The sequence below is a fragment of the Amycolatopsis marina genome, assembly GCF_900111885.1.
Taxonomy (GTDB): Bacteria; Actinomycetota; Actinomycetes; order Mycobacteriales; family Pseudonocardiaceae; genus Amycolatopsis; species Amycolatopsis marina.
The window spans coordinates 1-25,907 of record NZ_FOKG01000029.1; the positions used below are offsets into that span (position 1 = coordinate 1).

Below are 25,907 nucleotides of genomic sequence, written 5' to 3' on the forward strand. Positions count from 1 at the left end.
CTGCGTGACGGCACCGGCACCGGCACCGGGTCGGGGAACGTGCGGGCGGAGGTGTTCGTCTACATCGCCGCCACCACATTGCTCAGGCTGGACGACGAGCCCGCCGAGATGACCGGGCACGGCTACATCCCGGCGTGGTTGGCCCGCCAGATCGCCACCGGACCCAACACCACCTGGCGCCGGATCCTCACCGACCCGATCACCGGCCACCCGATCGACCTCGGCCGCACCCGCTACCGACCCCCCGCCGCCCTCGACGAGTTCGTCCGCATCCGGGATCGAGAGTGCCGCACACCGGGGTGTTACCGGCCCTCGCAGTCCTGCGAACTCGACCACAGCCTCGACTGGCGCAAGCACGGCACCACCACCGAAAAACGCCTCATCACCCTCTGCAAAACCCACCACCAACTCAAAGACCAACCCGGCTGGCACCACACCGTCAACCCACACGACAACACCCTCACCATCACCACACCCACCGGCCAACAACACACCACACGACCACCCCCACTCCACCAACCCCTCCGGCCACCCGCCCAACCGCCTCTGTGTTGAGGGAACCACCTACCGCGCGCATGATTGTTCCGGCAGCACGATGACACCGCCGTCCGAGTGGTTCACCGTGGTGACCGACACCGTCGCAACCTGTCAGGAGACAACCGTGCGTATCGCCGTCCCCCGTGAGATCAAGAAGCACGAATACCGGGTCGCGCTGACGCCGGCTGGGGTGCACGAACTGACCCAGCGCGGTCACCAGGTCTTCGTCGAGGCCGATGCCGGCGTGGGCTCGGCCATCACCGATGAGGAATACCTTTCCGCTGGAGCCAAGGTGCTGGCCACCGCCGAGGACACCTGGGCCGAGGGTGAACTGGTACTCAAAGTCAAGGAACCAGTCGAGGCCGAATACCCCCTGCTGCGGAAGAACCAGGTGCTGTTCACCTACCTGCACCTCGCCGCCGATCGCCCGCTCACCGACGCACTGCTTGGCGCGGGCACCACGGCGATCGCCTACGAGACCGTGCAGACCGAGAACGGCGCACTGCCACTGCTGGCACCGATGTCCGAGGTCGCAGGCAGACTGGCGCCGCAGGTCGGGGCGTACGCGATGATGAAGCCCAGCGGTGGCCGGGGCGTGCTGCCCGGCGGCATCCCGGGCGTGCACCCGGCGCGTGTGGTCGTGATCGGTGGCGGGGTCGCCGGGTTGAACGCGGCACGGGTGGCACTCGGGCTCGGGGCCGACGTCGAGATCCTGGATACCAATGTGGACCGGCTCCGGCAGATCGACCACGACTTCGCCGGGCGCATCCGCACCGTTGCGTCCAACGCATTCTCCCTGGAGAACGCTGTGCTGGAGGCGGACCTGGTGATCGGCGCGGTTCTGGTCCCCGGCGCCAAGGCGCCGAAGTTGGTGTCCAACGAACTGGTCTCGCGGATGGAGGCCGGCAGCGTTCTGGTGGACATCTCCATCGACCAGGGTGGCTGCTTCGCCGACTCACGGCCGACAACCCACGACGAACCGACCTACCAGGTGCACAACTCGGTGTTCTACTGCGTGGCGAACATGCCGGGCGCGGTGCCGAGGACCTCGACGTACGGCCTCACCAACGTGACCCTGCCGTACGCGGTTCAGCTCGCCGACCACGGCTGGGAGCAGGCGCTGAAAACGAATCCGAGCCTCGCGAAGGGCCTGAACACCCATGCGGGCGCGTTGACCAACGAGCCGGTGGCGGTCGCACATGGGCTGGAGCACCAGCCCGTCGAGCTGTAGATCAACTCCTTCCTACCACCAGTGCGGTGGGCACCCTCGGGTGTCCACCGCACTTTGCGTTTCAGCCCCCCGACAGCCGAGCCTTGACAAACAGGGCCAACTGGTCGCATGGTTCACTACATGACTAATGAACCAGGGCACCTACGCCCTTGGCCGAGGCCGTCGTGAAGGACGACGGGAGGCCGCTCTTCCTCCAGATCGCCGAGCAGATCGAGAACGCCATCATCGACGGCTCGCTTTCCGAGGAGACGAAAGCGCCCTCGACCAACGAACTTGCCGCCTTCCACCGGATCAACCCGGCTACCGCGGCGAACGGTGTCAATCGGCTGGTCGCCGATGGAGTGCTCTACAAGAAACGGGGGATCGGAATGTTCGTGGCGAATGGGGCGCGCACTCGCCTGCTCGAGCAACGGCGGGAGGCCTTCGCGCAGGCCTACATCGCGCCATTGCTCACCGAGGCACGCAAGCTCGGGATGGACGCAGAGGATCTCAAGAAAATGATCGACGCCTGGAGGCACGACGCATGAGCGCGGTTCGCCTGACTGGAGTGACCAAGCGCTACGGCAAGGCCACCGCGCTCAGCGGCGTGGACCTCGAACTGGCCGAGAACCGAATCCACGGCCTGCTGGGACGTAACGGCGCGGGCAAGACGACGATCATGCAGATACTCACCGGCCAGGGATTCGAGACGTCCGGCGACGTCGAGGTGTTCGGGGAGCATCCGTATGAGAACGCCGACGTTCTGTCCCGGGTCTGTTTTATCAAAGAGTCACAAAAGTATCCGACCATCTTCTCGGCGCGGCACGCCTTCGCCGCCGCAAGGCTGCTCTACCCGAACTGGGATGACAACTTCGCGGCCGAGTTGATTGAGGAGTTCGCCCTGCCGACCAAACCCACGACCAAGAAGCTCTCGCGCGGCCAACTCTCCGCCGTCGGCGTGATCATCGGCCTTGCGTCACGGGCGCCACTGACGCTTTTCGACGAACCGTACCTCGGTCTGGACGCCGTGGCGCGGCAGGTGTTCTACGACCGGCTGCTCACCGACTACGTCGAGCATCCCAGGACGATCGTGCTCTCCACGCACTTGATCGACGAGGTGAGCGACCTGATCGAGCACGTGACACTGATCGACTCCGGCCGGGTCCTGATCGACGAGGACTCCGAGGTGTTGCGCTCGCGGGCGATGACAGTCACCGGTCCCGCTCTCGCCGTCGAGGCGTTCGCCGGGGGACGCCGTGAACTGCACCGGGAACAGCTCGGCGGTTTCCTCAAGGTGACGCTGGAGGGCACCCGACCGGACCAGCATCCGGACGAACTGAACATCGAGCCGGTCTCGTTGCAGGAACTCGTCGTCCGGATGACCCAGCAGGCCGAGGGCGAGCGCGAACTCGTCGCCGCCGCGAACGGAAAGGGGGGCAACCGATGAGTCGCGTGTGGAACGTCGTTCGAATCCAGCTCGTGAACGCTCCCGCGGTGCTGGCGTTTCCAATCGGAATCCTGGCGCTCGTGTTCGTCACCAATCTGGGCATCTTCGCCGTACTCGGCGACACCGTCGAGGAGCATGGGCGGATCACGGGCGGGCTGATCTCGATCTACATCGTGATGCTGACCGTGCACCTGCAGACCATGACTCAGGTCTTCTCGTTCGCACTCGGCCTGAGCGTGACGAGACGGACATTCTTCGCGGCGACCGTGGTGGTTGTCGCGGCTCAGTCCCTCGGCTACGGAATCGTGCTCTACCTGCTGCGCGTGCTGGAGGACACCACCGGGGGATGGGGTCTCGGCCTCAGGTTCTTCGGCCTCCCGTTCGCCGTCGAGGCCAATCCGATCCTGCAGATCATCGTTTACACCGTGCCATTCCTGCTGATGTCCTTCCTCGGGGTGTGGACAGGCATTGTGTTCAAGCGATGGGGCCAGCCCGGCGTTTACACGCTCGCGATCGGTACGGCCGCGCTCGGCGCGCTCTTTTTCATCGTCGCGACCTGGCAGGAGTGGTGGCCCGCCGTCGGCCGGTTCTTCGCCGACCAGACACCCATTGGCCTCTTCGGCGGGTATTCCCTGGCGCTGGCCGCGCTGCTGGCCTGCGCCGGCTATCTGACGATCCGACGAGCCACTCCATAGCCCGGGCCGCAACGGCGATTTCGGGAGATATAGGGGCGGCCCGCTCGACCAGCCTGGGGGTCACTGGGAGCGGGCCGCCACCTACCAGCTTAGGTAATAACTCCGGGGATCGCTCGCCGGGGTAGGCAAACTTGTGCAAATACTTATCCCGGCACTGCCTCGGCCGACACGCCAGCCGTAAGTCTCGCGCCCCCACCCTCGGTCCTGGTGCAGATTAGCCGGTCAACAGCCTGGTCAGCCGTGAGAATTTCGGCCGGTGAGGAGTAACACCCTCCGCACGCGAAACGCCGGGAACCGCAGACGGGATATCCGCCTCTGAGTACCGGTACGGCAGGATGTCGCGCAACACGGCCCTGGCCGGGCCTGGGTGGCCGGTGGACTCCGGCGACCACCGACGACGAACAAGGGGGCGGTATGCACGACGGCAGCGGCCGGATCGCAGTGCAGAACCTCAGCAAGCAGTTCGGGCCCGTGACCGCGGTGCAGAACCTCAGTTTCGCGGTGGAACCCGGCTCGGTGACCGGCTTTCTCGGCCCGAACGGCGCCGGCAAGACGACCACGCTGCGGATGCTGCTCGGCCTGGTCACTCCCAGTGCTGGTACCGCCACGATCAACGGGCAGCAGCACAAGCACCTCGGCAACCCCGCGAGGGTGGTCGGCTCCGTGCTGGAGAACGAGGGGTTCCATCCCAAGCGCACGGCATACAACCACCTGCGCGTGTACGCGGCCGCGATCGGCGTCCCTGACCAACGAGCCGAGGAGACCCTGGGGCTGGTCGGTCTCGCGCCGGCGGCACACCGGAACGCGGGCGACTTCTCCCTCGGCATGCGGCAGCGGCTGGCGCTCGCGACCGCGTTGCTCGGCGACCCCCAGGTCCTCGTCCTCGACGAGCCGGCAAACGGTCTCGACCCCGAGGGAATCGCCTGGCTGCGAACGTTCCTTCGCTCGTTCGCGGCCCAGGGGCGCACGGTTCTGGTTTCGAGCCACCTGCTGGCCGAGGTCGAGCAGACCATCGACCAGGTCGTCATCATCAGCCGCGGGCAGACGATGTACCAGGGCCGCGTCGACCACCTGCGCAACTCCCAGCAGTCCCGGGTGGTCGTGCTGCCGTCGGATGCCTCGGCGCTGGCAACGGCCCTGCAGGAGAACGGGGCAGGCGAGGTCCACCCGACGCCGGAAGGCGGTCTCTCGGTGCTGGGTGTCACCGCGAAGCAGGTCGGCGACGTCGCGCTGCGGGCGGGCGTCGCGATCTACGGCCTGCACGAGGACACCGCGGACCTGGAGAAGATGTTCTTCCAGCTCACCAGCGGTCAGTACGCCGGAGGACCCGCGCCTGTACAGGGGCCGCCGCAGGGCTGGGCGCCACAGCAGCAGCCACAGCAGGGATGGGGCCCGCCGCAGCAGGGATACCCCGGGCAGCCCGGCCACCAGGGATGGGGAGGAAACGCCTGATGGGCAACCTGATCAAGGCCGAGTTCCGCAAGACGCTGAGCCTGAACACCTGGTGGGTACTGCTGATCCCGCTGGTCATCCTCGCCTTCGGGTTCTCGTTCGTCTGGGGATGGATCACCAACGACTTCGTGGGGTACATCGGCCGTGGAACGGCGGGTGAGCTGGCGAGTTCGTTCGGTATCGACCCGAACGCCTTCCCCGTCGGGCTGCTCTCGATCGCTCACGGGGTGAACATCGCGACCCTCATCCCCGCGATTTTCGGCGTGTTCGCACTGGCTGGGGAGTACGGCAACCGCACCATCACGACGACGTTCCTGACCGCCCCGGACCGTGGCCTCGCACTCACCGCGAAGATGATCGCCTACCTGGTGTGGGGCGTCGTGTACGGCGTGATCAGCTTCGGCGTCGCGGCCCTCGCGACCCTCATCACGGTCGACTCGTCGGGGCTGCCCAGCGGTGGCCAGTGGCTCGGCGCCTTCGGTGGCACGATCCTGGTCTCGGTGCTGGTGATGTTGTTCGGCATCGGCTTCGGCGCGGTGCTGAACAAGGTCACCCTGGCCGTGGTGCTGCTCATCACCTACTTCCTGATCGTGGAGAACGTGCTGGTGTTCTCCCTGTGGAACGTCACCAACGTGCTCGGCGGGATCCTGCCGAACGGCACGGCCAACGGCATCGTGGGCGGTATCGCCGCGGACGCCTTCGGCATCGACACGCTGAATCTGCCCGGCACGGTCGACGTCTGGACGCAGTACGGCCTGCAGCTCGCCGCGGGAGCACCGGGCGTGCTGTCCTGGTGGGCGTCGACGCTGATCTTCCTGGCCTGGACGCTGCTGTTCTTCGTCGGCGGCTGGGCGGCGAACCAGCGCAGGGACATCACCTGATGACGTAGGGCGCGGACTGCACGGCGAAGCGTCGGTGACCGCGCATAGCCTGGCGAGGTGACCAAGGCCAGCACCACCGCCTCGACCAGGTATACCGAGGCACCCGAAAGGACCGCTGCTCAACAGCCCGCATCCCCACCCACCGGGTGGATCCGCAGGCTCGCCGCGGCGTGCTGGCGCCATCCGGTGCTCGTGGTGCTGTCGTTGTGCGCGGCGATGCTGGGCGTGGGGATGCAGGCCGCGAGCCCGCTGCTGGTGAAGGTCGCGGTTGACGACGCCGTCGCGGGCCGTACCGGAAATCTCGGGTGGCTCGCCGTGGCACTGGTCGGGCTGCAGTTGCTGACGTTCGGCGGGGCGTTCGCGCGCCGCTACCTGGGCGGCAGGCTCGCGCTCGACGTGCAGCACGACCTGCGCCGCTCGGTGTTCGGCGCGGTCTCGCGGCTCGACGGTGGCAAGCAGGACTCGATGCGGACCGGACAGATCGCCTCGCGGGCGATCACCGACCTACAACTGGTCACCGGAATTCTCATGCAGGTCCCGCTTTCCGTGGGATCGGTGATCTTCACCGTCCTCGCCATCGGGGCGATGTTGCTGCTCTCCCCCACGCTGACCCTCATCGCGCTGGTGGTGGCGCCCGCGGTGGCCATCGTCGTCGCGGTCAGCCGGAAGCGGCTGTTCCCCGCGACCTGGTCGGCCCAGCAACGAGCCGCCGACCTCGCCCAGCACGTCGAGGAGACGGTCACCGGCGTACGGGTGGTGAAGGGTTTCGGACAGGAGTCCCGGGAGACCGGCCGCCTGGCCGGGACGGCACGAAGGCTGTTCGCCGAACGGCTGCGATCGGCGCGGATGTCGGCGGTGCCGACCGCGACCACCTCCGCTCTTCCCGCAGCCGGGCAGGTCGCCGTGCTGGCCGTCGGTGGCCTGCTCGCGCTGCGCGGCGAGATCAGCCTCGGCACGTTCCTCGCTTTCGCCACCTACGTCACGGCCCTGATCGGGCCGGCCAGGATGCTGTCCAGCCTGGTGGTGCAGGCGCAGCTCACGAGGGCCGGGGCCGAGCGGGTGCACGAGCTGATCGACGCGCAGCCCGAGGTGCGGGACAGCGCGGACGCCCGCCCGCTGCCGGAGGGACCGCTGGAGGTGCGCCTCGACGGGGTCCGGTTCGGCTACACCCGGTCCGAACCGGTGCTGGACGGTCTGTCGCTGCACGCGCGTGCGGGCGAGACCCTCGCGCTGGTCGGCACGGCCGGGTCGGGCAAGTCGACGGTCTCGCTGCTGCTGCCGCGGTTCTACGACCCGCACGAGGGCTCGGTCCGGATCGGCGCGGCCGGAGCCCCGATGGACGTCCGCGACGTCCGGCTGGCCGATCTGCGCAGCAGCATCGGGGTGGTGTTCGAGGAGGCGTTCCTCTTCTCGACCTCGGTCCGCGACAACATCGCCTACGGCCGTCCCGACGCGAGCGACGAGGAGGTCGTCGCCGCGGCGAGGGCAGCGGAGGCGCACGAGTTCATCGAGGAACTGCCGGACGGCTACGACACGCTGGTCGGCGAGCGCGGGCTGACCCTGTCCGGCGGCCAGCGGCAGCGACTCGGCCTCGCCAGAGCGCTGATCACCGACCCGAGGGTGCTCGTTCTGGACGACGCGACCTCGGCGGTGGACACGGTGACCGAGGCGGCCATCCACAACACGTTGCGCGAGATCACCTCGACCCGCACGACGCTGCTGATCGCGCACCGGCGGTCCACTCTGGCGCTGGCCGACCGGATCGCGGTGATCGACACGGGCAGGCTGGTCGACGTCGGCACGGCCGCCGAGTTGGAAGGGCGTTGCGCGCTGTTCCGGGAACTCATCTCGGGGCCTGGCGACGGGTTGGACCAGAAGTGCCCCACCGGCCCCGCCGAGCCCGACGAGTCCGGTGTCACGCCACGGTTGTGGCCTGCGGAGCACACGGAGGACGAGCCACCGGCGCCGAGCACAGCCAGAGCTGCGGCGGGCGCCGGTCGCGCGGCCAACACTCCGCCGACCGAGGAGTTGCTGGAGGGTGTACGGCGGCTGCCGCCAGCCGTCGACGCACCCCGGCTCGACGGAGTCGACGCCACGGCCCCGGATCCGACGTTCAGCCTGCGCAGACTGTTGCGGCCGGTCCGCTGGCTGCTCGCCACGGTGGTGGGGCTCGTCGGGCTCAACGCGCTGGCCACACTCAGCGTGCCCGCGCTGTACCGGTACGGCGTGGACGAGGGCGTCGCGGCAGGCGTCGAGTCCGCGGTGCTGCTGGCCGCCGCCGTCGGCGCGGTCGTGATCGCGGTGGACTGGTTCGTCATCGCGGCGCAGACACGAGTCACCGCCCGGGCTGGCGAGTCCGTGCTGTACCTGCTCCGGGTGCGCAGCTACGCGCACCTGCAACGTCTCGGGCTCGACTACTACGAACGTGAACTGGCCGGCAAGATCATGACCCGAATGACGACGGACGTGGACGCGCTGTCCTCGTTCCTGCAGACCGGGCTGGCCACAGCCGTGGTCAGCGTGCTGACACTGGTGGGAATCGGCGGCGCGCTGCTGGTCACCGACGCGTCGCTGGCGTTGTACGCACTGGCGGTGCTGCCGATTCTGGTCGTGGCGACGGTGGTGTTCCGGCGCCTCGCGTCCGCGGCCTACACGGAGGCACGCGAGCGGGTCAGCGTGGTCAACGCGGACATGCAGGAGAACATCAACGGACTGCGGGTCGCGCAGGCCTACACGCGGGAGGAGCGCTCGGCCGAGACGTTCGCGTCCCGCAGCGACGCGTACCGACGCTCGAGGCTCCGGGCGCAGCGCTACATCGCGACGTACTTTCCGTTCGTGGCGCTGCTCTCCGGGGTGGCGGAAGCGGTGGTGCTGGTGGCCGGGGCACACCGGGTGGCGCGTGGTGAACTCTCCCCCGGAGTGCTGCTCGCGTTCCTGCTGTACCTCGGCATGTTCTTCTCGCCGATCCAGCAACTGTCGACGGTGTTCGACGGCTACCAGCAGGCGAAGGTCGGACTGCGCCGGATCGGCGACCTGTTACGCACGCCGACCTCCGTTCCGGCAACCGAGAATCCGGTGGAGATGCCGGAGCGGTTGCGCGGCGAGGTGAGGTTCGAGCGGGTCGATTTCGCCTACTCGGGAAGTGAGCGTCTTGCGCTGCACGACCTGACCCTGCACGTCCCCGAAGGCACGACGGTCGCACTGGTGGGCGAGACCGGAGCCGGTAAGTCCACTGTGGTCAAATTGGCGGCCAGGTTCTACGACGCGACGCGTGGGGTGGTCCGTATCGACGGGGTCGACGTGCGCGACTACGACCTCACGGAGTTGCGTGGAAGGCTGGGGGTGGTGCCCCAGGAAGCCCACCTCTTCTCCGGAACCGTCGCGGACAACATCCGCTACGGCAGGCCGTCGGCGACGGACGCGGAGGTGGAGGCGGCAGCAAGGACGGTAGGCGTGCTCGACGGAATCGCCGCGCTGCCCGCGGGCTTCCGGCAGGAGGTCGGCGAACGCGGCCGAGCGCTGTCAGCCGGGCAACGCCAGCTGGTGGCGCTTGCCAGGGCGGAACTTGTGGACCCCGACGTGCTGCTGCTGGACGAGGCGACCGCGGCGCTGGACCCGTCGACGGAGTCGGCGGTACTGCGCGCAACCGAGCGCCTCACCCACCGCAGGACGACGTTCGTGGTGGCCCACCGCCTCGCGACCGCATCCCGCGCGGACCGGATCGTGGTGCTGGACCACGGCCGGATCACCGAACAGGGCACACACGGGGAACTGCTCGCCGCAGGCGGGCACTACGCGAGACTGTGGTCGCTGGGTGACGGGGCGGAGTGAGGCATCAGCCGGCGTGCCACTCCAGCTCACCCCATCCCGCCTTTCGCACATCGTCCATGTCCGCCCATTTCGTAGTTCCTGGCTTCACGTGCGATCCGCACCCGGTGTCCCAGTCCGGCCCCGCAGGCTGAGAGTAACTTTCTGACTCGACGTCGTCAGGTCCACACCAGACGGTGGTGCAGGAATCACACATGAGGACGATGTCGCCAGCTTCGGTCAACAGTGGGCGGACCAGACCCTGATCCCAGAGCGGGCACTCGACGAGCCACATCATGGACTCAACCTAACACTTTGCTCGGAATACCCGAGACCGGGAAGGCCGTGATCACCTCGTTGCCGTTCTCGAGAACGAGCTGCATGTATCTGACCGCAGGGTTTCCGGCCTGTCCACCGTTTACACCGCCCATGAATCCGATGTCTTCCTGCATGTTCACGAAATGGACCATTCTGTTTCCTTGCGGAACCGAGAAGGCCTCGCCGTTCTGTACCCGGAGGTAGGCCTCGTCGACGACCCGTCCGACACTGTTCGGGTTCGGGTCGGCGAAGACACCGTGTTGCGGCCTGTTGGGAATATCATTCGCATGGTTCATCACATGTGCGAAACGATCATCGAAATTGGGGCTCGAATCGGGGTTGTAACGCAGGCCGGCCGGTGACTCATAGGTGTTCGGGCCCACCCGGGTCAGACCGCACCCATAGCCGGTCAGCCCGAGCGGATCGGCGTTGAGCCTTGGGTTACCGACATAACCGTGCGGGTCCGGGCCGCCGAGAAAGCCCAACGGATCGGCTGACTGGTATCGGCCGGAATGCGGATCGTAGTAACGAAAGTAGTTGTAGTGCAGGCCGGTTTCGTCGTCGTAGTACTGGCCAGGGAAGCGAAGTGGGGTGCCCACGCCACCAGCCGATACGACAGACTCTCCCCACAAGGTGGCACTCGATCGCCAGGCAACCGAACCGCTGGGGTCGACGAGTTCAGTCGGCGCACCGATCAAGTCGGTGATAATCGAGTAGAAACGGCTGTCATACCAGTCCTGTGTTCCTGGCCGCAACGCGCGTTCGGTTTGCGTCAGCGGCCGACCGGTGTTCGCACCCCAGTCCCATGTGGTCGCCCGGCCAGTGGTCTCCTCCAACTGCTCGGCCAGGTGCGTCCCCTCCCAACTGAAGGCGACCCGTTCGACGACGCTCCGGTCGTGCGGGCGCTGCCGGAGTTTCGCGATGCGACGGCCGAACGGGTCGTACTTGTACTGCCAGATCCAGCCGTCCGGAGTGGTGACCTCGGTCAGCCTGTCGTCGCCGTCCCACCGGTAATGCCAAGTCCGGACCTTTCCGGACAACGAGCGGCTGCTACGCAGCACGGTCCGTCCCTGCGAGTCGTGCTGATAACTGACGCGTCCGGCGGTACGGATCAACGTTCCCGCGTACGACCGCACTTCCCTGTCCCCGGGTTGCGCGGAAGGCATCTCGGCACTGGCGATCTTGCCAGCCGGGTCATACGCGTACCGTTCCATCGAGCGCGGCCCGTGGACGGTGTTCACCCTTCCGGTGCGATCCAGGGCCAATTGCCACAGTCCGGCATCCTGATCTTCGATCCGCTGGACATACCCGTCCTGCCGGTAGTGGAAGCTACGGCTCTGCACCGTTCGTCGTGGCGCCGCACCGTCGAAATGACCAGCAGGTCCGGCGGCGAGCGCCTGGGTGAGCAACCGGTCGTTCGGGTCCCATGACTGGGACAAGACGACGTCCTGTCCCAGCATCCTGGTGGTCTCTCGCCCTGAGGCGTCGTAACCGAACCGGAGTACGTGGTCACCTGACCTCAGGACCGACGGCCTGCTGTTGGCGTCGTAACTCCAGTACGATTCGGAACCACTGGGTGTGCGCCGCCGGACCTTCCGGCCCAGTGCGTCAAAGCTCAACGCCAGCGTGCGGCCGTTGACGGTCTCCTCGACAGGACGTCCCAACCGGTCTCGCCGATAAACGATGTCAGCAGCGGAATTGGTGGCCCTGAGGACACGATCAGCGGGATCGTAGGAGAAGACAGTGATGTCACCGTCAACTTCGCGCCGAGTTACGTTACCCATCGCATCACGTGCGAAACGGACCACCTGTCCGGCACCGTTGATCCGCTCCAGCAACTGCCCGGCCGCATCGTGTTTGTAGGTCAGCGTCCTGCCGTTGAAGTCGGTTTCCTGCTCCAGCCTGCCCTCTGCGTCATAGGTGTACCGCCAGACCAACCCCTGGGGATTGGTGATCGACACAAGATGCAGTTCTGTGTCGTACGAGTAGGAGAACTTTGCTCCATCGGGAGCAGCTCTCTCGGCTGGGAAATCGAAATGAGTGATCCTCGTACGAGTCACTCCGCCGAGCGGGTCCACGTGCTCGATCTGATTTCCTTCTCCGTCGTAGCGCCAGTGCTCCGAAGCGCCGTCCGGAGTTGTCCGCGACAGAAGCTTGCCCTCCACCGTCCAGCGCAGACGCGTCACACCACCCACGGGATCGGTGATCGCGACGACACGGCCGAATGCGTCCCGCTCGTACTGCACCGTCGCCCCGAGCGGATCGGTTACCACCAGAGCGAGCCCGGCGGCGTCGGCGAGAACTCGGTGCGTGTTGCCCATGGCGTCGGTGGTCGACACCACCTGACCACGGTCACCGTGGCCGAACCGGGTGGTCGCGCCGGTCGGATCCACGATCGATGTGTGATTGCCGTTCTGGTCGTACGAATAGAGCCAGGTGGCGCCGTCAGGATCGACGATGCGAACAGGCTGACCGAACTCGTTGTAGTCCGACAGCGCTTGACCACCGTCCGGTCGGATCACGGCGGTCATATTGCCGTCTCGGTCGTAGACGTACCGCCAGGTCCGGCCCAGGGGATCAGTTCTGCTCAACAGCGCGCCGTAGCGGTCCCACTCGAATGAACCGATATGCCCCAGCGGGCTGATCTCCCGAATCAGCTGCCAATTCTCATTGAAGTGGTACCTGGTGGCATATCCACGAGAGTCGGTGTAGGTGGTAATCCTGTTGACGTCGTCGTAGTTGACCGAGCAGGTCAGCACTCCGCCGGAGCCCTCAGTACGAACACATCGGCCGCGCTCGTCGTAGTAGTACGCGTACCACTCCCCGTTCCGGTTCTCCCACCGCGTGACCCGCCCCATGTGGTCGTAGTCGAATCGCTGCGACAAGCCGGAAGAGTTGAGGACCTCGGACAATCGGCCCGCACTGTCGTAGCGGTACTGAACCAGGGAAACACCGGTCACCTCACCGGTCAACAAGCGAAGGCCGGTGACCAGGCCGGCAGTCCGATCCACCGCCACTCGGTACCCGCCCGAGTGGCGAACCTCCTTGACCAACCCGTCTTCGTCATGTTCGAAGTCGATGCGGTTGTCGTTTCGATCGACCACGGCTGCCAAGGGGCAGTAGCGCCCGGCCGGGAAGTAGTGGACGTGCCCGGAATCCTTGTGCCTAACGGCGTAACCACCGTCAGAGGTCCGCCACAACGGCCATCGTGGGCCTTCGGCAGGCAGGACCGCCCCTCCGCTCTCAGGCGGGGTGGGGTAGGTGAGCAGAACTCCGTCCGATGCCGCATAACACACGCCATGTTGGTCAACTTCCAGCCGTTGGTCCAATGTGGACGTCCAGGTGCGGCCGAAAGAACGGCCCACCCGGTAGCCGGAGTGATGGGCCCTTCGCAGGATCAGCGGCAGGACGCCGGGCAGTTCCACGTCCACCTCCCCCATGATCATTTCGCCGGTGGCGAGATCGATGGGATCCCCGTCGGTGCATTTCCAGTCGTTCAGCCTGCCGTCGGCCCGGGGATCGACGTTGTCCCGAATGGAGCCGTCCGGCTTGCCGCCGTTCGGTGACGTGCCGTCTGGCTTTCCGCCGTTCGGTGTGGTCGTCCCCGGCCCGTCCGGGCTGGTACTCGACGGGCTCGTGGTGTCCGGCGACTTCGGGGTGGTGCTCGGTGCGTCCGGAGTCGTGGTCCCGCTCGGCGTGGTCGTCGCCGAGGAAGGCGTGGTGGCGTCCGGGGACTTCACCGTCGGCGCGTCGATGCCGGGCGTGTTCGGCGTGGACGACGGTGTGGTTCCCCCGCCGGGGGAGAACTTGCGGGCCAGCTTCGCCAGTGCCTGGATGATCTCGTCCAGCTTGTCGATCACCCTGCGGATCAACGGCGAGACATTGCCGATCGTCTTGACCAGCTTCCGGATCAGATCCGAGATCTTGCTGATCGCCTTGGAGATCGCCGTCGTGGCCTGCACCGCGATGAGCGGCGTCGCGAAGCCGAGCGTGCCGGCCGCCTCGAGCGCCCAGGTGATGAGCTTGCCGACCAGTTCGGCGACCAGGTCGCGGACGATCTCACGCACCGCGGCGACGACCTCGCCCATGATCATCACGCCGACCGAGATGCCCTCCGACAGCGTCGCCGCCCCGGCGATCGCGTCGGCCTGCTCGGCCGAGGCCTGCCGGTAGGCGTCGGCGGCCTCGCCCGACCAGCCGGCGGTCCCGGTGTTGACCTCGTTGCCGAGGTCGCCCGCCACCGCGGAGACTTCGGCCGCGACATTCGCCCAGGTCTCGGAGAACGACTGGATTACCGGCGGGTCCCCCGCCAGCCAGTCCAGCGCTTCTTTCAACGGCTGCACGTGCTCGATGAGCCAGGACACCCCGTACGACGCGAGCGTCCCGATCGGGTCCACCACCATCGACAGGACCTCGAGGCCCACACCGACGGCGCCGAGGCCGACCGCCACCCAGGAGCCGTCCGAGATTCCCGACGCGAGATCAACGGCGGACTCGGCGATCCCGATTCCCGTGTATCCGGTTGTGGTCGACTGCGCCTGCGCGACCAGCGGGTTCCCGTCAGGCATCAGAGCGCCCCGCCCGTCTTCTTGATCACCGCTGCGGTGTCGTCCTCATGCCCGCTGTACGTGGCGGACGCGTCCCGGACCTTGCCCGCTGTGGCGCTGATCGACTCGGCCGCCGTTCGCAGCGCCCGCACGCCCATCTGCTCGAACGGGTCGAGCAGCAGCGCGAACGGCTGGCAGATCACGCCGTACGCGCTGTTGTCCATCGTCACCTGCTGCGCGGCGGAGACGGCCGTCTCCATCCGATCCGCGAAGCCGTCGACCTTGCCTGCGTGGTTCTCCAACTCCTCGTGGAGTACCTCGAAACCCTGCCCGCCGCTACCCATCGCGAAACCCCTCCAGAAGCCGAACCGGTTGGCTGATCAATCCCGCCGCAGGAACGATTGGTCACCGAAGTCCTCGCCGTCGTCGTCATCCGAGGGCGGACGCCTGCGACTCGCGGGCGGAGCGGGCGGCGGCTTCGGAGCAGGCGGTGTCGGCGGAGCGGCACGACGCGGAGGCTCGGGCTCCTCGTCCGGCTCGGTCTCGACGCGCAACTGCCGACCGGGGGCCTCCCTGCCCTGCGGCTCCTCTTCCTCCGGAGCATCGGGGAACTGCTCGACGGCGGTCGCCACGATGTGCCGCGTCGTGGAGTCCTCGCCGACGGTGGCCGCGGTGATTTCCTGCAACCGCTCGGGATACTTCGACTGCGCCTTCTGCATGGCGCGCAGCACGTTGGCGGCGATCTCGTCGGGGCTCATGTTCTTCACCCCATCGGTCATCCGCACGTCGGTCGGCAGCCCGTTGTGGCCGACCGTGACGGACACCGCCCCCGAAGCCACCGACTCGGTGATCGAGATCTGCTCGACCTGCCGCTGCATCTGCTCGTACCGCTGCGCCTTCTCGGCGGCGTTGCGCTCCCAGTCGTTGACCATGCGCTCGACATCCGTCAGATCGGCCACCGTGACTCCCCTCTCGCCCTAGTCTCCGCAAGATGCAGACGACCTGAACAGCGTCGCGGTTCCCGTCAACCTCCAACAGGTCCGCTCCGGTGACCGAGCGCGACCACAGGTGGGCACTTAACCGATTCAGTGACAAATCGCAAACGATTCGTCCCAGAGGTTGACCGAGTTCGCTCACGCGCCGCTACGCGAGGGGGTTAGCCTGGTAGGCGCGTAACCGGACACAGCCGTCGAAACGTGTTGCAGGTCTCAAGGATGCGTCCGATCACGCGCTGGCAGCAAGACACAGACAACCAGATCGAGTATGGATAGAGGCGAGTCCCTGCCGTGTCCAGCAGCAGCCCTGCGTCACAGTTCGGCCCCAATGAATGGCTCGTCGAGGAGATGTACGACCAGTTCCTCGCCGACCCCTCCTCCGTAGATGCCGCATGGCATGACTTCTTCGCCGACTTCAAGCCAACGCAGGCAGCGCAGTCGTCTCCGGGCGGTGACGGCAGGTCCGAAAGCCCGTCACGGAACGGGCAGACCCCCGAGAAGTCGAGCGCGCCGTCCCCGGCCCCGGCGCAGGAGAAGCCCGCCGACAAGCCGGCGGCCCCGAAGGCCGCCGCGCCCAAGCAGGCAGCGAAGCCGGCCGCGAAGAGCTCGCCGGACGACAAGGCGGACACGGCCAAGCCCGCCAAGGCCGAGCCGGAGCGCAAGACCCTGCGCGGCGCCGCCGCGGCCATCGCGAAGAACATGGACGCCTCGCTGACGGTTCCGACCGCCACCAGTGTGCGCGCCGTCCCGGCCAAGCTCATGGCCGACAACCGGATCGTGATCAACAACCACCTGAAGCGGACCAGGGGCGGGAAGATCTCCTTCACGCACCTCATCGGCTACGCGATGGTGCGGGCGCTGCACGAGTTCCCCAACATGAACCGGCACTACGAGCTGATCGACGGCAAGCCGCACTCGGTCACCCCGGAGCATGTGAACCTCGGTCTCGCGATCGACATGAAGGGCAAGGAGGGTTCGCGCACCCTCGTCGTCGCCTCGATCAAGAACACCGAGAACATGACCTTCCTGCAGTTCTGGCAGGCGTACGAGGAGATCGTCAAGAAGGCGCGGAACAACAAGCTCACCGCGGACGACTTCGCGGGCACCACGATCTCCCTGACCAACCCCGGTGGCATCGGCACCAACCACTCCGTCCCCCGGCTGCAGGTCGGGCAGGGCGCGATCATCGGCGTCGGCGCGATGGAGTACCCCGCGCACTTCCAGGGCACCAGCGAGAAGGCCCTCACCGAGATGGGCGTCAGCAAGATCATGACGCTGACCTCGACGTACGACCACCGGATCATCCAGGGCGCGGAGTCCGGCGAGTTCCTCAAGCGGATCCACCAGTTGCTGCTCGGTGAGGACGGCTTCTACGACGACGTCTTCACCTCGCTGCGCCTGCCGTACGAGCCGGTGCGCTGGGTCGAGGACATCCCCGAGGGCGCGGTCGACAAGACCGCGCGGGTGATCGAGCTGATCGACGCCTACCGGATGCGCGGTCACCTGATGGCCGACACCGACCCGCTGAACTACCGGCAGCGCAGGCACGAGGACCTCGACGTCCTCTCGCACGGGCTGACGCTGTGGGACCTCGACCGCGAGTTCGCGGTCGGCGGTTTCGCGGGCGAGGAGCGGATGAAGCTGCGCGACATCCTCGGGGTGCTGCGCAACTCCTACTGCCGCACCGTGGGTATCGAGTACACCCACATCCTGGATCCCGACGAGCGTCGCTGGATCCAGGACCGCGTGGAGATCCCGCACGAGAAGCCCGAGACCTCGGTGCAGAAGTACGTGCTTTCGAAGCTCAACGCGGCCGAGGCCTTCGAGACCTTCCTGCAGACGAAGTACGTCGGCCAGAAGCGGTTCTCGCTCGAGGGCGGCGAAACCGTGATCCCGCTGCTCGACACGGTCCTGGACAAGGCGGCCGAACACGAGCTCGACGAGGTCGTCATCGGCATGCCGCACCGCGGCAGGCTGAACGTGCTGGCGAACATCGTCGGCAAGCCGATCTCGCAGATCTTCCAGGAGTTCGAGGGCAACCTCGATCCAGGGCAGGCGCACGGCTCCGGCGACGTGAAGTACCACCTCGGGGCCGAGGGCAAGTACTTCCGGATGTTCGGCGACGGCGAGACCAAGGTGTCGCTGACCGCGAACCCGTCGCACCTGGAAACGGTGGACCCGGTGCTCGAGGGCATCGTGCGGGCCAAGCAGGACCTGCTGGACAAGGGTGGCAGCGCCGGCCTCGGTTACACCGTGCTCCCCGTGCTGCTGCACGGTGACGCGGCGTTCGCGGGCCAGGGTGTGGTCGCGGAGACGCTGAACCTCGCGCTGCTCCGTGGCTACCGCACCGGTGGCACCGTGCACGTGATCATCAACAACCAGGTCGGCTTCACCACCGCCCCGGAGAACGCCCGGTCGACGCAGTACGCGACGGACGTGGCGAAGATGATCGGCGCCCCGGTGTTCCACGTGAACGGCGACGACCCGGAGGCCGCGTACTGGGTGGCGCAGCTGGCCGTGGAGTACCGCCAGGCGTTCAACAAGGACTTTGTGATCGACATGATCTGCTACCGGCGGCGCGGTCACAACGAGGGTGACGATCCCTCGATGACGCAGCCGGCGATGTACGACATCATCGACACCAAGCGAAGCGTGCGGAAGACCTACACCGAGTCGCTGATCGGCCGCGGGGACATTTCGGTCGAGGAGGCGGAGGCCGCGCTCCGCGACTTCTCCAGTCAGCTCGAGCACGTGTTCAACGAGGTCCGTGAGCTGGAGAAGCACCCGGTCAAGGCCAGCCCCTCGGTCGAGGAGGAGCAGCAGGTGCCCGCCAAGGTGCCGACCGCGATCTCCCGCGAGGTGGTCGAGCGCATCGGTGACGCGTTCGTCAACGTGCCGGAGGGTTTCACCCCGCACCCCAGGGTCAAGCCGGTGATGGAGCGGCGGCACAAGATGTCCCGCGAAGGCGGCATCGACTGGGCGTTCGGCGAACTGCTGGCGTTCGGCTCGCTGGCGATCGACGGCCGGCTGGTCCGGCTTTCGGGTCAGGACTCCCGGCGTGGCACGTTCACCCAGCGGCACTCCGTGCTGATCGACCGCAAGACCGGCCAGGAGTACTCCCCGCTGCAGCACCTCGCCGAGCAGCAGGGCCGGGTGATGATCTACGACTCGGCGCTTTCGGAGTACGCGGCCGTCGGCTTCGAGTACGGCTACTCGGTGGCCAACTCCGAGGCACTGGTCATGTGGGAGGCGCAGTTCGGCGACTTCGTCAACGGCGCGCAGACCGTGATCGACGAGTACATCTCCTCCGGTGAGGCGAAGTGGGGACAGCTCTCCGACGTCGTGCTCCTGCTGCCGCACGGGCACGAGGGTCAGGGACCGGACCACACGTCGGGCCGGATCGAGCGGTTCCTGCAGCTGTGTGCCGAGGGCTCGATGACAGTTTCGGTGCCCTCCACCCCGGCGAACTACTTCCACCTCCTGCGCAGGCACGCGCTCGACGGGGTCAACCGCCCGCTCGTGGTGTTCACGCCCAAGCGCCTGCTGCGGGACAAGGCCGTGAAGTCGACGGTGGAGGACTTCACTGACCAGTCGAAGTTCCTCTCGGTGATCGACGACAACGACGTCGACCCGGCCAAGGTGCGCAAGGTGCTGCTGACCTCCGGAAAGATGTACTGGGAGCTGCTCGCCGACCGGACCAAGCGGGAGATCGACGACGTGGCACTGGTGCGGGTGGAGCAGTACTACCCGCTGCCGAAGAAGAAGCTGATCGCGGCGCTGGATCGCTACCCGAACTCCAAGGAGACCATGTGGGTGCAGGAGGAGCCGGAGAACCAGGGCGCATGGCCGTTCTTCGGACTCAACCTGCCGCGCAAGCTGCCGGATGCTTTCAACAGCCTGCAGGTGGCAGCACGCAGGCCCATGGCGGCTCCCTCGGCCGGTTCGCCGAAGGTGCACGAGGTCGAGCAGAAGGCGATCATCGAGAAGGCGTTCAGCTGAGTCGCTGATCCTGGCGAAGGACGAGACCCCCACCCGTGAGCAGTACAATTCCGGTGGGGGTCTCGTCCTGTGCAGGCCTCGCACTTTCCCAGGAAGTGCGATACGTGCACACGCAACAACCGCACTTTCCCGGGAAAGTGCGAGAGGCACCGCTAGCCCGGTCGCGTGGATCTTCGGGACTTTCCCGGCTTGAGGCCGCACACTCGGAGGAGTCGGACCATCACGTAGCGCGAGAGGACGGCGACATGCGGGAGCGAGCGTTACGGGCGATCGGCTGGATGAGCACCGCTGCGGGGCTGGTGTTGGCCGGCCCGGTGGTGGCGCCGCACAGTGCCCGGCGGTGAACAGCAACGATTCATTGTCGACAAAGCGCTACAAACTCAGAACCCCGGGCCTGCCAGGAAGCCGACCCGGGGTTCTGAGCTACTCAGCGATGGGCCGCGTTGCCACAGCCCGCTACGGAACTACGGGGTGACGCTCCAGGAGTCGATGTAGCCGGTGTCGTACCGGTACACGTCCCGCACCTGCAGCTTCCAGGTGCCGTTGGCGGCCTTGCCCGAGGCGTTCACCGTGTACGTCTGGTCCACGTTGTTCGCCGAGTCGGAGCCCGAGCTGTTCTTCAACCGGTAGCTGGTGCCGTCCGGCGCGATCGCGTCGATCACCAGGTCGCCCCGGTAGGTGTGCTTGATGTGCACGTCCACCTTCGTGGTGGACGACGCGTTGCGGTCGCAACCGGAGACCGTCGCCGAGCTGGTCACCGCGGAGCCGGCATCGGGGATCGAGACGTTAGCGGTGTTGCTGGCCGACGAGCAGGTTCCCGGGTCGGGCGGGTTGGTGTCCCCACTTCCGGTGTACAGCAGGACGTTCGGCGAACCCGAGCGAGCATCGGTCACCTTGCCCTTGGTGCCGTTGTTCACCAGCGCGTCCCGCACCTGCTGTGGCGAGGCCGAGGGGTTCGCGGCCAGGTACAGCGCTGCGCCACCAGCCACGTGGGGGGTGGCCATCGAGGTGCCACTGATCGACCTCGTGGCGTTGTTCCCACCGATCCATGCCGAGGTGATACCGGAACCCGGCGCGAAGATGTCCAGGCACGTGCCGACGTTCGAGAAGCTCGACCGAGCGTCACTGCTGGTCGTGGAGCCGACCGTGATCGCTTCCTGGGTCCTTGCGGGCGAAACGTTGCACGCGTTGGCGCCGTTGTCGTTGCCCGCGGCCAGCGCGTACGTCACGCCGGAGTTGATCGAGCGACGAACCGCGTCGTCAACTGCGCTCGATGCGCCACCGCCCAGGCTCATGTTGGCGACCGACGGACCCGAGGCGTTGCTGGTCACCCAGTCGATGCCACCGATGACGCCGGCGTAGCTACCGGAGCCCGCGCAGTCGAGCACCCGCACGCCGATCAGGGTCACACCCTTGGCGACGCCGTGTGCCGTACCGCCGACGGTGCCGGCGACGTGCGTGCCATGGCCGTTGCAGTCACTGGCATTCGCGTCGTTGTCCACGAAGTCGTAGCCGTGCTTCGCCCGACCACCGAAGTCGTTGTGGGTGGTCAGGATGCCGGTGTCGATGATGTAGGCGTCGACGTTGGATGCCGTCGTCGAGTAGCTGTACTTGCTGTTCAGCGGCAGATCGCGCTGGTCGATCCGGTCCAGGCCCCAGGACGGTGGGTTCAGCTGGTCGGCACTGAGCTGCACGACCTGGTTCTGTTCGACGTATGCGACCTTCGGGTCCGCCGCGGCCCGCTTCGCCTGGCGCTCGCTCATCGAGGCCGAGTATCCGCGCAGCGCGCTCTTGAAGGTCTGCTCGATCTTGCCGCCGTGCCGATTCGCCACGCCCTTGGCCACGTCGGGCACCGACTGGATCGACACCTCGTCCTTCAGCACGACGATGTAGCTGCCCTCGATCGCGCCGGCCTTGTCAGCACCCAGAATCGCGCCTTCCTGGGCCTGGGCGACGCCGTTTCCGCTCAGCACGGTGAGCGCGGCGACAGCGGTGGCGAGACCGAGGCCGCCGAGCTGTCTCCGTTTGTTGTTCACAGTTTCCCGCACGGGTTCATTCCTCCTAGGCAGGGGTGGACCCCGCGAACCGACCAGCGGCCCCCGGGGTTTCTAGGGGTAGAACGCGTTCTGCTGAACGCTGTGGTGAGAGTAGGTCTGAAATTCCCCCGAAGGAAGATCTTGTTATTCGCACCTACTAGAGGTATACGCGTGAGCGTGATCAACAAGCGCGCCGAACTCTTTCCCGCGAGCCAGCAATACCATCGGCAATGGCTTACTCCTCGCCCGGCCCCGCTCTTGCTCCACTCCAGTGCCAGCGACGACTCACCGTCGCTTTTTCTTGCACCACAAGGAGTTCAAGACGTCCTTACGGCTGAAGCAGCCGCTTCGCACCAAGGATCGCGGCAACCGAACGAATGCAGTAGGCTGCATGGCTCAGCTATTCTCGATCGAGTCCGCGACGACCTGACACACATTGTTGATACCGGAACCACTCGAACGGCCCGCTACTAAAGTCGGACCGAAACAACCGACTTTAGTAGGAATCCGGAATCGATTCCGCGGCCAGCCGTCATGACAATTGTTAACAAGTCGTAACTGTGGGAAATATTCCCACAGTGCTTACGTGAGCCCATTGTCGCGCAGAAACTCCTCGGCGATGTCGAGGGGATTGCGCTTCTCCGTGCTGAACTGCACGTTCAACTCGGTCAGCTTTTCGGTGGTGAGTACTGCGGAGAGGTCGTTCAGGGCCTGCTCCTCACGTTCGGACAGTGTCCCGTGTGCCACCAATGGGACAATGTTCTGCGCGGGAAACATGTTTTTGTCGTCCACCAACGGGACGAAACCGTTGCTCTCGATGGTGGCCGACGTGCTGAACAGGTCGGCCACCTGCACCTCGCCGGAGCGCAGTGCTTCCACCGTCACCGGCCCACCGGTGTCGGTGACGCGGATCTCCCGGAATTCGCAGCCGTACAAGGCTTTGATCTTGGCCTGCCAGCGATCCGCCCACTGACCCGGCCCGCCGAACACCAGCTCGTCACAGTGTGGAGCCAACTCGGAGACAGTGCTGATCCCCGTGTTCGCCAACTCCTGCTTGATGACGAGGACGTCCGTGTCCTGCGCGGGTGCCTGCTCCAGCACCCGGAAGCCTTCCGGCAGCGTCCGCCGCAGTTCGGCGTAGACCTCGTCCGGGGTGGTGGCCTCCGAGTCGGGGGCGAAGTACCGGAGCAGGTTCCCGCTGTAGTCCGGCACGACGGACAGTGACCGGTCCTGCAGCGCCTGCACCACGACCTCCCGGCCGCCGACCGGGGGCCGGACCGTGACGTTCTCCGCCCCCGCGTCGCGTAAGGCGCCCGCGTAGATCTGTGCCAGCAGCAGACTTTCCCCCACGTCCGAGGATCCGATGACGATCTCACCGTCCGCACCGCCCTCGGCTCCCCCTTGCAGCGGGTTGCCGCATCCCGTCAGCAGAAGTGCCACGGCAGCCAGCACTGCCGCCGATCGGGCACCGCGCAGCCGAAACATCACACGACCTCCCCTGTGAGCTGTTTGCCGGTGTCCGCTGCCGCGGCCAGTCGCACCCCTCGCGGCACCAGCGCTCGCTGCAGGCCGCCGAGAAACAGGTCGAGCACGATGGCGAGCAGTGCGGTGAGCAACGCTCCCGCCACCACCTCGCCGTAGTCGAAAACGGCCAGCCCGTCGAGCACGTAGCGCCCGAGGCCACCGAGGCCGACGTAGGCGGCCACCGCGGCCGTGGCCACCAACTGGAGGGCGGAGTTGCGCACACCTCCGAGCACGAGCGGCAACGCGACGGGGACCTCCACCTTCCACAGTCGCTGCCAGCCGGTCATGCCCATTCCCTCGGCGGCGTCGACCACCTGGTGGTCCGTGGACTGCAGTCCGGCGTAGGTGCCCGCGAGGATCGGCGGGATGCCCAGCACCACGAGGCCGATCATCGTCGCCGTCTCACTGTCGGAGAACAGGAGGAAGAGAAACGTGACGAGTCCGAGCGTCGGCAGGGCCCGGATCGCGTTCCCGCCGCCCACCAGCGTCACACCGCCCCGGCCGGTGTGCCCGACGTAGAGACCGAGCGGAATCGCGATCGCGCCGGCGATCGCCAGCGCGGACAGGACATAGCCCGCATGTTGCAGCAGCCGGGTCGGTACTCCGTCGATTCCTTGCCAGTTGGCCGGATCGCCGAACCAGGCGATCGTCTCGCCGATCATGCGGTCTTCACCTCCACGGGCAGGGCCGCCCGGCCCGCACTCGCCCACGGGGTGAGGACATTGCGGAGCTGAACGAGGAGCAGATCGACCACGAGTGCCAGCACCAGGGTCAGCACGATGCCGACGACGATCGGCGAGAAGTACTCCCGCTGGAATCCGTCGGTGAACAGCACACCGAGACCGCCGGTGCCGATCAGCGCACCGACACTGACCAAACTGATGTTGCTGACCGACGCGACTCGCACGCCGGCCGTGAGCACCGGAACCGCGAGTGGCAGCTCCACGCCGAGAAAGCGGCGCGCAGGCCGGTAACCAATGGCGGTAGCCGCCGAGATCACCTGGGGTGGCACCGCGTCCAGCGCGTCGAGCACCGGCCGGATGAGCAGTGCGGCGGTGTAGAGGGTCAGCGCCAGCACAACGTTGATGCTGTCCAGGATCTTCGAACCGATAATGCCGGGAATCACCACGAACAGAGCGAGCGAAGGGATTGTGTACAACAGGTTCGACACCACCAGTAGCGCCGGGCGGGTCCGGGGCCATCGTTTGCCCGCCCAACCCGCGCACACCGCGAGCACGATGCCCAGCACCAGCGGCACAAGCGCGAGATAGATGTGTTCCAGCAGGTTGCCGAGCAACTGCATGCGGGTGTTCGCGCTGCCGAGGTAGCGGCCCAGCTCGGCGAAGAACTCACTCACCGCCCGCTCACGCCCTCCGGATGGTTCTCGATGACGTCGAGGACCTGTCGCGCGGTGACCGCACCGACGACCTTGCCTTCGGCGTCCACCACAACTCCCAAACTGGCGGGCGAGGACAGGGCCGCGTCCAGCGCACCGCGCACCGGCGTTCCCTGAACGTAGAGCGATCCGCCCGCTGTCAGGTCTCCCTCACGCAGCGGACCGTCCACAGTGGTACTCGGCGGAAGCCAGCCGCGTGGCTCACCCGCGCCGTTGACCGCGAGGAACCACCGGTCCGCCGGGCCGGTCACCGTGCTCCCCAACTCGACCGTCGGTACCTCCTCGACGCGCACCCCCTTCGCCGAAAGGAAGGACAGGCCCCGGTATCCACGATCCCGGCCGACGAAGGAGGCGACGAAGTCGTCCACCGGATGCCGGAGCACCTCTGACGGAGTGCCGTACTGCGCGAGCCTTCCGCCCACCCGCAGAACGGCGACCTTGTCCCCGAGGCGCACCGCCTCGTCGATGTCGTGGGTGACGAAGACGATCGTCTTACCCAACTGGGACTGCAGTCGCAACAACTCGTCCTGCAGTCCCTCGCGAACCACCGGATCCACCGCCGAGAAGGGCTCGTCCATCAGCAGCACCGGTGAGTCGGCGGCGAGAGCTCTTGCCACGCCAACACGCTGTTGCTGCCCACCGGAGAGCTGAGCCGGATAGCGCTTGCCGAGTTCGGCAGGCAACCCGACGATCTCCAACAATTCCGCCGCTCGTTTGCGGGCCCTCGACTTGTCCCAGCCGGCCAGCAGCGGCACGGTGGCCACGTTGCTGAGCACTGTGCGGTGTGGAAAGAGCCCCGCATGCTGGATGACATAGCCGATCCCTCTGCGCAACAGTGCGGGATCGGAGCCGCGGACGTCCTTGCCGTCGAGGAGCACCGTGCCTTCGGTCGGCTCGACCATCCGGTTGATCATCCGCAGCGAGGTCGTCTTGCCGCAGCCCGAAGGCCCGACGAGCACGGTGATCGTGCCGTCCTCGACGGTCAGGTCGAGGTTGTCCACGGCCACACTCCCGCCGGGGTATCTCTTGGTCGCACCCTGGAACTCGATTCCCACCAGTCGCC

At 66.7% G+C, this 25,907-nt stretch carries 17 protein-coding genes; 9 read left to right on the forward strand and 8 right to left on the reverse strand.

Translation table 11 applies throughout. From position 1 onward, the window contains the following. The 8 genes from BM199_RS29840 to BM199_RS29875 form a co-directional block, all read left to right on the forward strand. The coding region (locus BM199_RS29840) for an HNH endonuclease (protein WP_143101953.1) at positions 1-555 on the forward strand (555 nt) is incomplete at its 5' end. Positions 556-661: 106 nt separating this feature from the next. Further along, positions 662-1,768, forward strand: a complete 1,107-nt coding sequence (gene ald, locus BM199_RS29845) for an alanine dehydrogenase (RefSeq protein WP_091678836.1) — start codon at positions 662-664, stop codon at positions 1,766-1,768. Positions 1,769-1,917: 149 nt separating this feature from the next. Further along, positions 1,918-2,295 carry a GntR family transcriptional regulator gene (locus tag BM199_RS29850; RefSeq protein WP_245788906.1) on the forward strand — a complete coding sequence of 126 codons (378 nt, stop codon included), beginning with the start codon at positions 1,918-1,920 and terminating at the stop codon, positions 2,293-2,295. Beyond that, a complete protein-coding gene (locus BM199_RS29855) occupies positions 2,292-3,194 on the forward strand; it encodes an ATP-binding cassette domain-containing protein (RefSeq protein ID WP_091678684.1) in 903 nt (300 codons plus the stop codon). The genes BM199_RS29850 and BM199_RS29855 overlap by 4 nt, the downstream gene beginning before the upstream one ends. Beyond that, complete coding sequence (locus BM199_RS29860; protein ID WP_091678687.1) at positions 3,191-3,889, forward strand: hypothetical protein; 699 nt, start codon at positions 3,191-3,193, stop codon at positions 3,887-3,889. The genes BM199_RS29855 and BM199_RS29860 overlap by 4 nt, the downstream gene beginning before the upstream one ends. 414 nt (positions 3,890-4,303) lie before the next feature. After that, a complete protein-coding gene (locus BM199_RS29865) occupies positions 4,304-5,341 on the forward strand; it encodes an ABC transporter ATP-binding protein (RefSeq protein ID WP_091678690.1) in 1,038 nt (345 codons plus the stop codon). Further along, a complete protein-coding gene (locus BM199_RS29870; RefSeq protein ID WP_091678693.1) occupies positions 5,341-6,222 on the forward strand; it encodes an ABC-2 transporter permease in 882 nt (293 codons plus the stop codon). The genes BM199_RS29865 and BM199_RS29870 overlap by 1 nt, the downstream gene beginning before the upstream one ends. Before the next feature lie 57 nt (positions 6,223-6,279). Beyond that, positions 6,280-10,053, forward strand: coding sequence for an ABC transporter ATP-binding protein (locus tag BM199_RS29875; protein ID WP_091678696.1), 3,774 nt, complete (start codon positions 6,280-6,282; stop codon positions 10,051-10,053). A 278-nt stretch (positions 10,054-10,331) separates the two neighbouring features. Here BM199_RS29875 and BM199_RS29885 read toward each other — a convergent pair whose 3' ends face one another. The 3 genes from BM199_RS29885 to BM199_RS29895 are packed head-to-tail and all read right to left on the reverse strand — an operon-like array spanning position 10,332 to position 15,853. After that, positions 10,332-14,915 (reverse strand): DUF6531 domain-containing protein, encoded by a 4,584-nt coding sequence (locus BM199_RS29885; RefSeq protein WP_091678699.1) that lies wholly within the window; start codon positions 14,913-14,915, stop codon positions 10,332-10,334. Beyond that, positions 14,915-15,238 carry a type VII secretion target gene (locus BM199_RS29890; RefSeq protein WP_091678701.1) on the reverse strand — a complete coding sequence of 108 codons (324 nt, stop codon included), beginning with the start codon at positions 15,236-15,238 and terminating at the stop codon, positions 14,915-14,917. The genes BM199_RS29885 and BM199_RS29890 overlap by 1 nt, the downstream gene beginning before the upstream one ends. A 36-nt stretch (positions 15,239-15,274) precedes the next feature. Beyond that, the gene (locus BM199_RS29895) at positions 15,275-15,853 is read right to left on the reverse strand and encodes a YbaB/EbfC family nucleoid-associated protein (protein ID WP_091678704.1); all 579 of its coding nucleotides are present in this window, start codon (positions 15,851-15,853) and stop codon (positions 15,275-15,277) included. A 327-nt stretch (positions 15,854-16,180) separates the two neighbouring features. Here BM199_RS29895 and BM199_RS29900 point away from each other — a divergent pair, with 327 nt between their 5' ends. After that, entirely contained in the window at positions 16,181-19,888 is a 3,708-nt protein-coding gene (locus tag BM199_RS29900) for a multifunctional oxoglutarate decarboxylase/oxoglutarate dehydrogenase thiamine pyrophosphate-binding subunit/dihydrolipoyllysine-residue succinyltransferase subunit (protein ID WP_091678712.1), read from the forward strand. 464 nt (positions 19,889-20,352) lie between these two features. On the opposite strand, the gene BM199_RS29905 is transcribed toward BM199_RS29900, so the two are convergent. The 5 genes from BM199_RS29905 to BM199_RS29925 form a co-directional block, all read right to left on the reverse strand. Next, positions 20,353-21,936, reverse strand: coding sequence for a S8 family serine peptidase (locus tag BM199_RS29905; RefSeq protein ID WP_091678716.1), 1,584 nt, complete (start codon positions 21,934-21,936; stop codon positions 20,353-20,355). Positions 21,937-22,506: 570 nt separating this feature from the next. Beyond that, positions 22,507-23,409, reverse strand: a complete 903-nt coding sequence (locus BM199_RS29910) for an ABC transporter substrate-binding protein (RefSeq protein WP_091678721.1) — start codon at positions 23,407-23,409, stop codon at positions 22,507-22,509. After that, positions 23,409-24,110, reverse strand: a complete 702-nt coding sequence (locus tag BM199_RS29915) for an ABC transporter permease (protein WP_091678725.1) — start codon at positions 24,108-24,110, stop codon at positions 23,409-23,411. Before BM199_RS29915 ends, BM199_RS29910 begins: the two co-directional genes overlap by 1 nt. After that, positions 24,107-24,805: an ABC transporter permease gene (locus BM199_RS29920; RefSeq protein WP_177242854.1), complete on the reverse strand. Its 699-nt coding sequence runs from the start codon at positions 24,803-24,805 to the stop codon at positions 24,107-24,109. Before BM199_RS29920 ends, BM199_RS29915 begins: the two co-directional genes overlap by 4 nt. Beyond that, complete coding sequence (locus BM199_RS29925; RefSeq protein ID WP_091678731.1) at positions 24,802-25,899, reverse strand: ABC transporter ATP-binding protein; 1,098 nt, start codon at positions 25,897-25,899, stop codon at positions 24,802-24,804. The genes BM199_RS29920 and BM199_RS29925 overlap by 4 nt, the downstream gene beginning before the upstream one ends. Positions 25,900-25,907: the final 8 nt, after the last annotated feature.

Bases quoted from the DNA above. Each gene is read 5' to 3' on its own strand.
- BM199_RS29855 (WP_091678684.1), top strand. From the start codon at position 2,292: ATGAGCGCGGTTCGCCTGACTGGAGTGACCAAGCGCTACGGCAAGGCC.
- BM199_RS29860 (WP_091678687.1), top strand. From the start codon at position 3,191: ATGAGTCGCGTGTGGAACGTCGTTCGAATCCAGCTCGTGAACGCTCCC.
- BM199_RS29865 (WP_091678690.1), top strand. From the start codon at position 4,304: ATGCACGACGGCAGCGGCCGGATCGCAGTGCAGAACCTCAGCAAGCAG.
- BM199_RS29870 (WP_091678693.1), top strand. From the start codon at position 5,341: ATGGGCAACCTGATCAAGGCCGAGTTCCGCAAGACGCTGAGCCTGAAC.
- BM199_RS29885 (WP_091678699.1), bottom strand. From the start codon at position 14,915: ATGCCTGACGGGAACCCGCTGGTCGCGCAGGCGCAGTCGACCACAACC.
- BM199_RS29890 (WP_091678701.1), bottom strand. From the start codon at position 15,238: ATGGGTAGCGGCGGGCAGGGTTTCGAGGTACTCCACGAGGAGTTGGAG.
- BM199_RS29910 (WP_091678721.1), bottom strand. From the start codon at position 23,409: ATGTTTCGGCTGCGCGGTGCCCGATCGGCGGCAGTGCTGGCTGCCGTG.
- BM199_RS29915 (WP_091678725.1), bottom strand. From the start codon at position 24,110: ATGATCGGCGAGACGATCGCCTGGTTCGGCGATCCGGCCAACTGGCAA.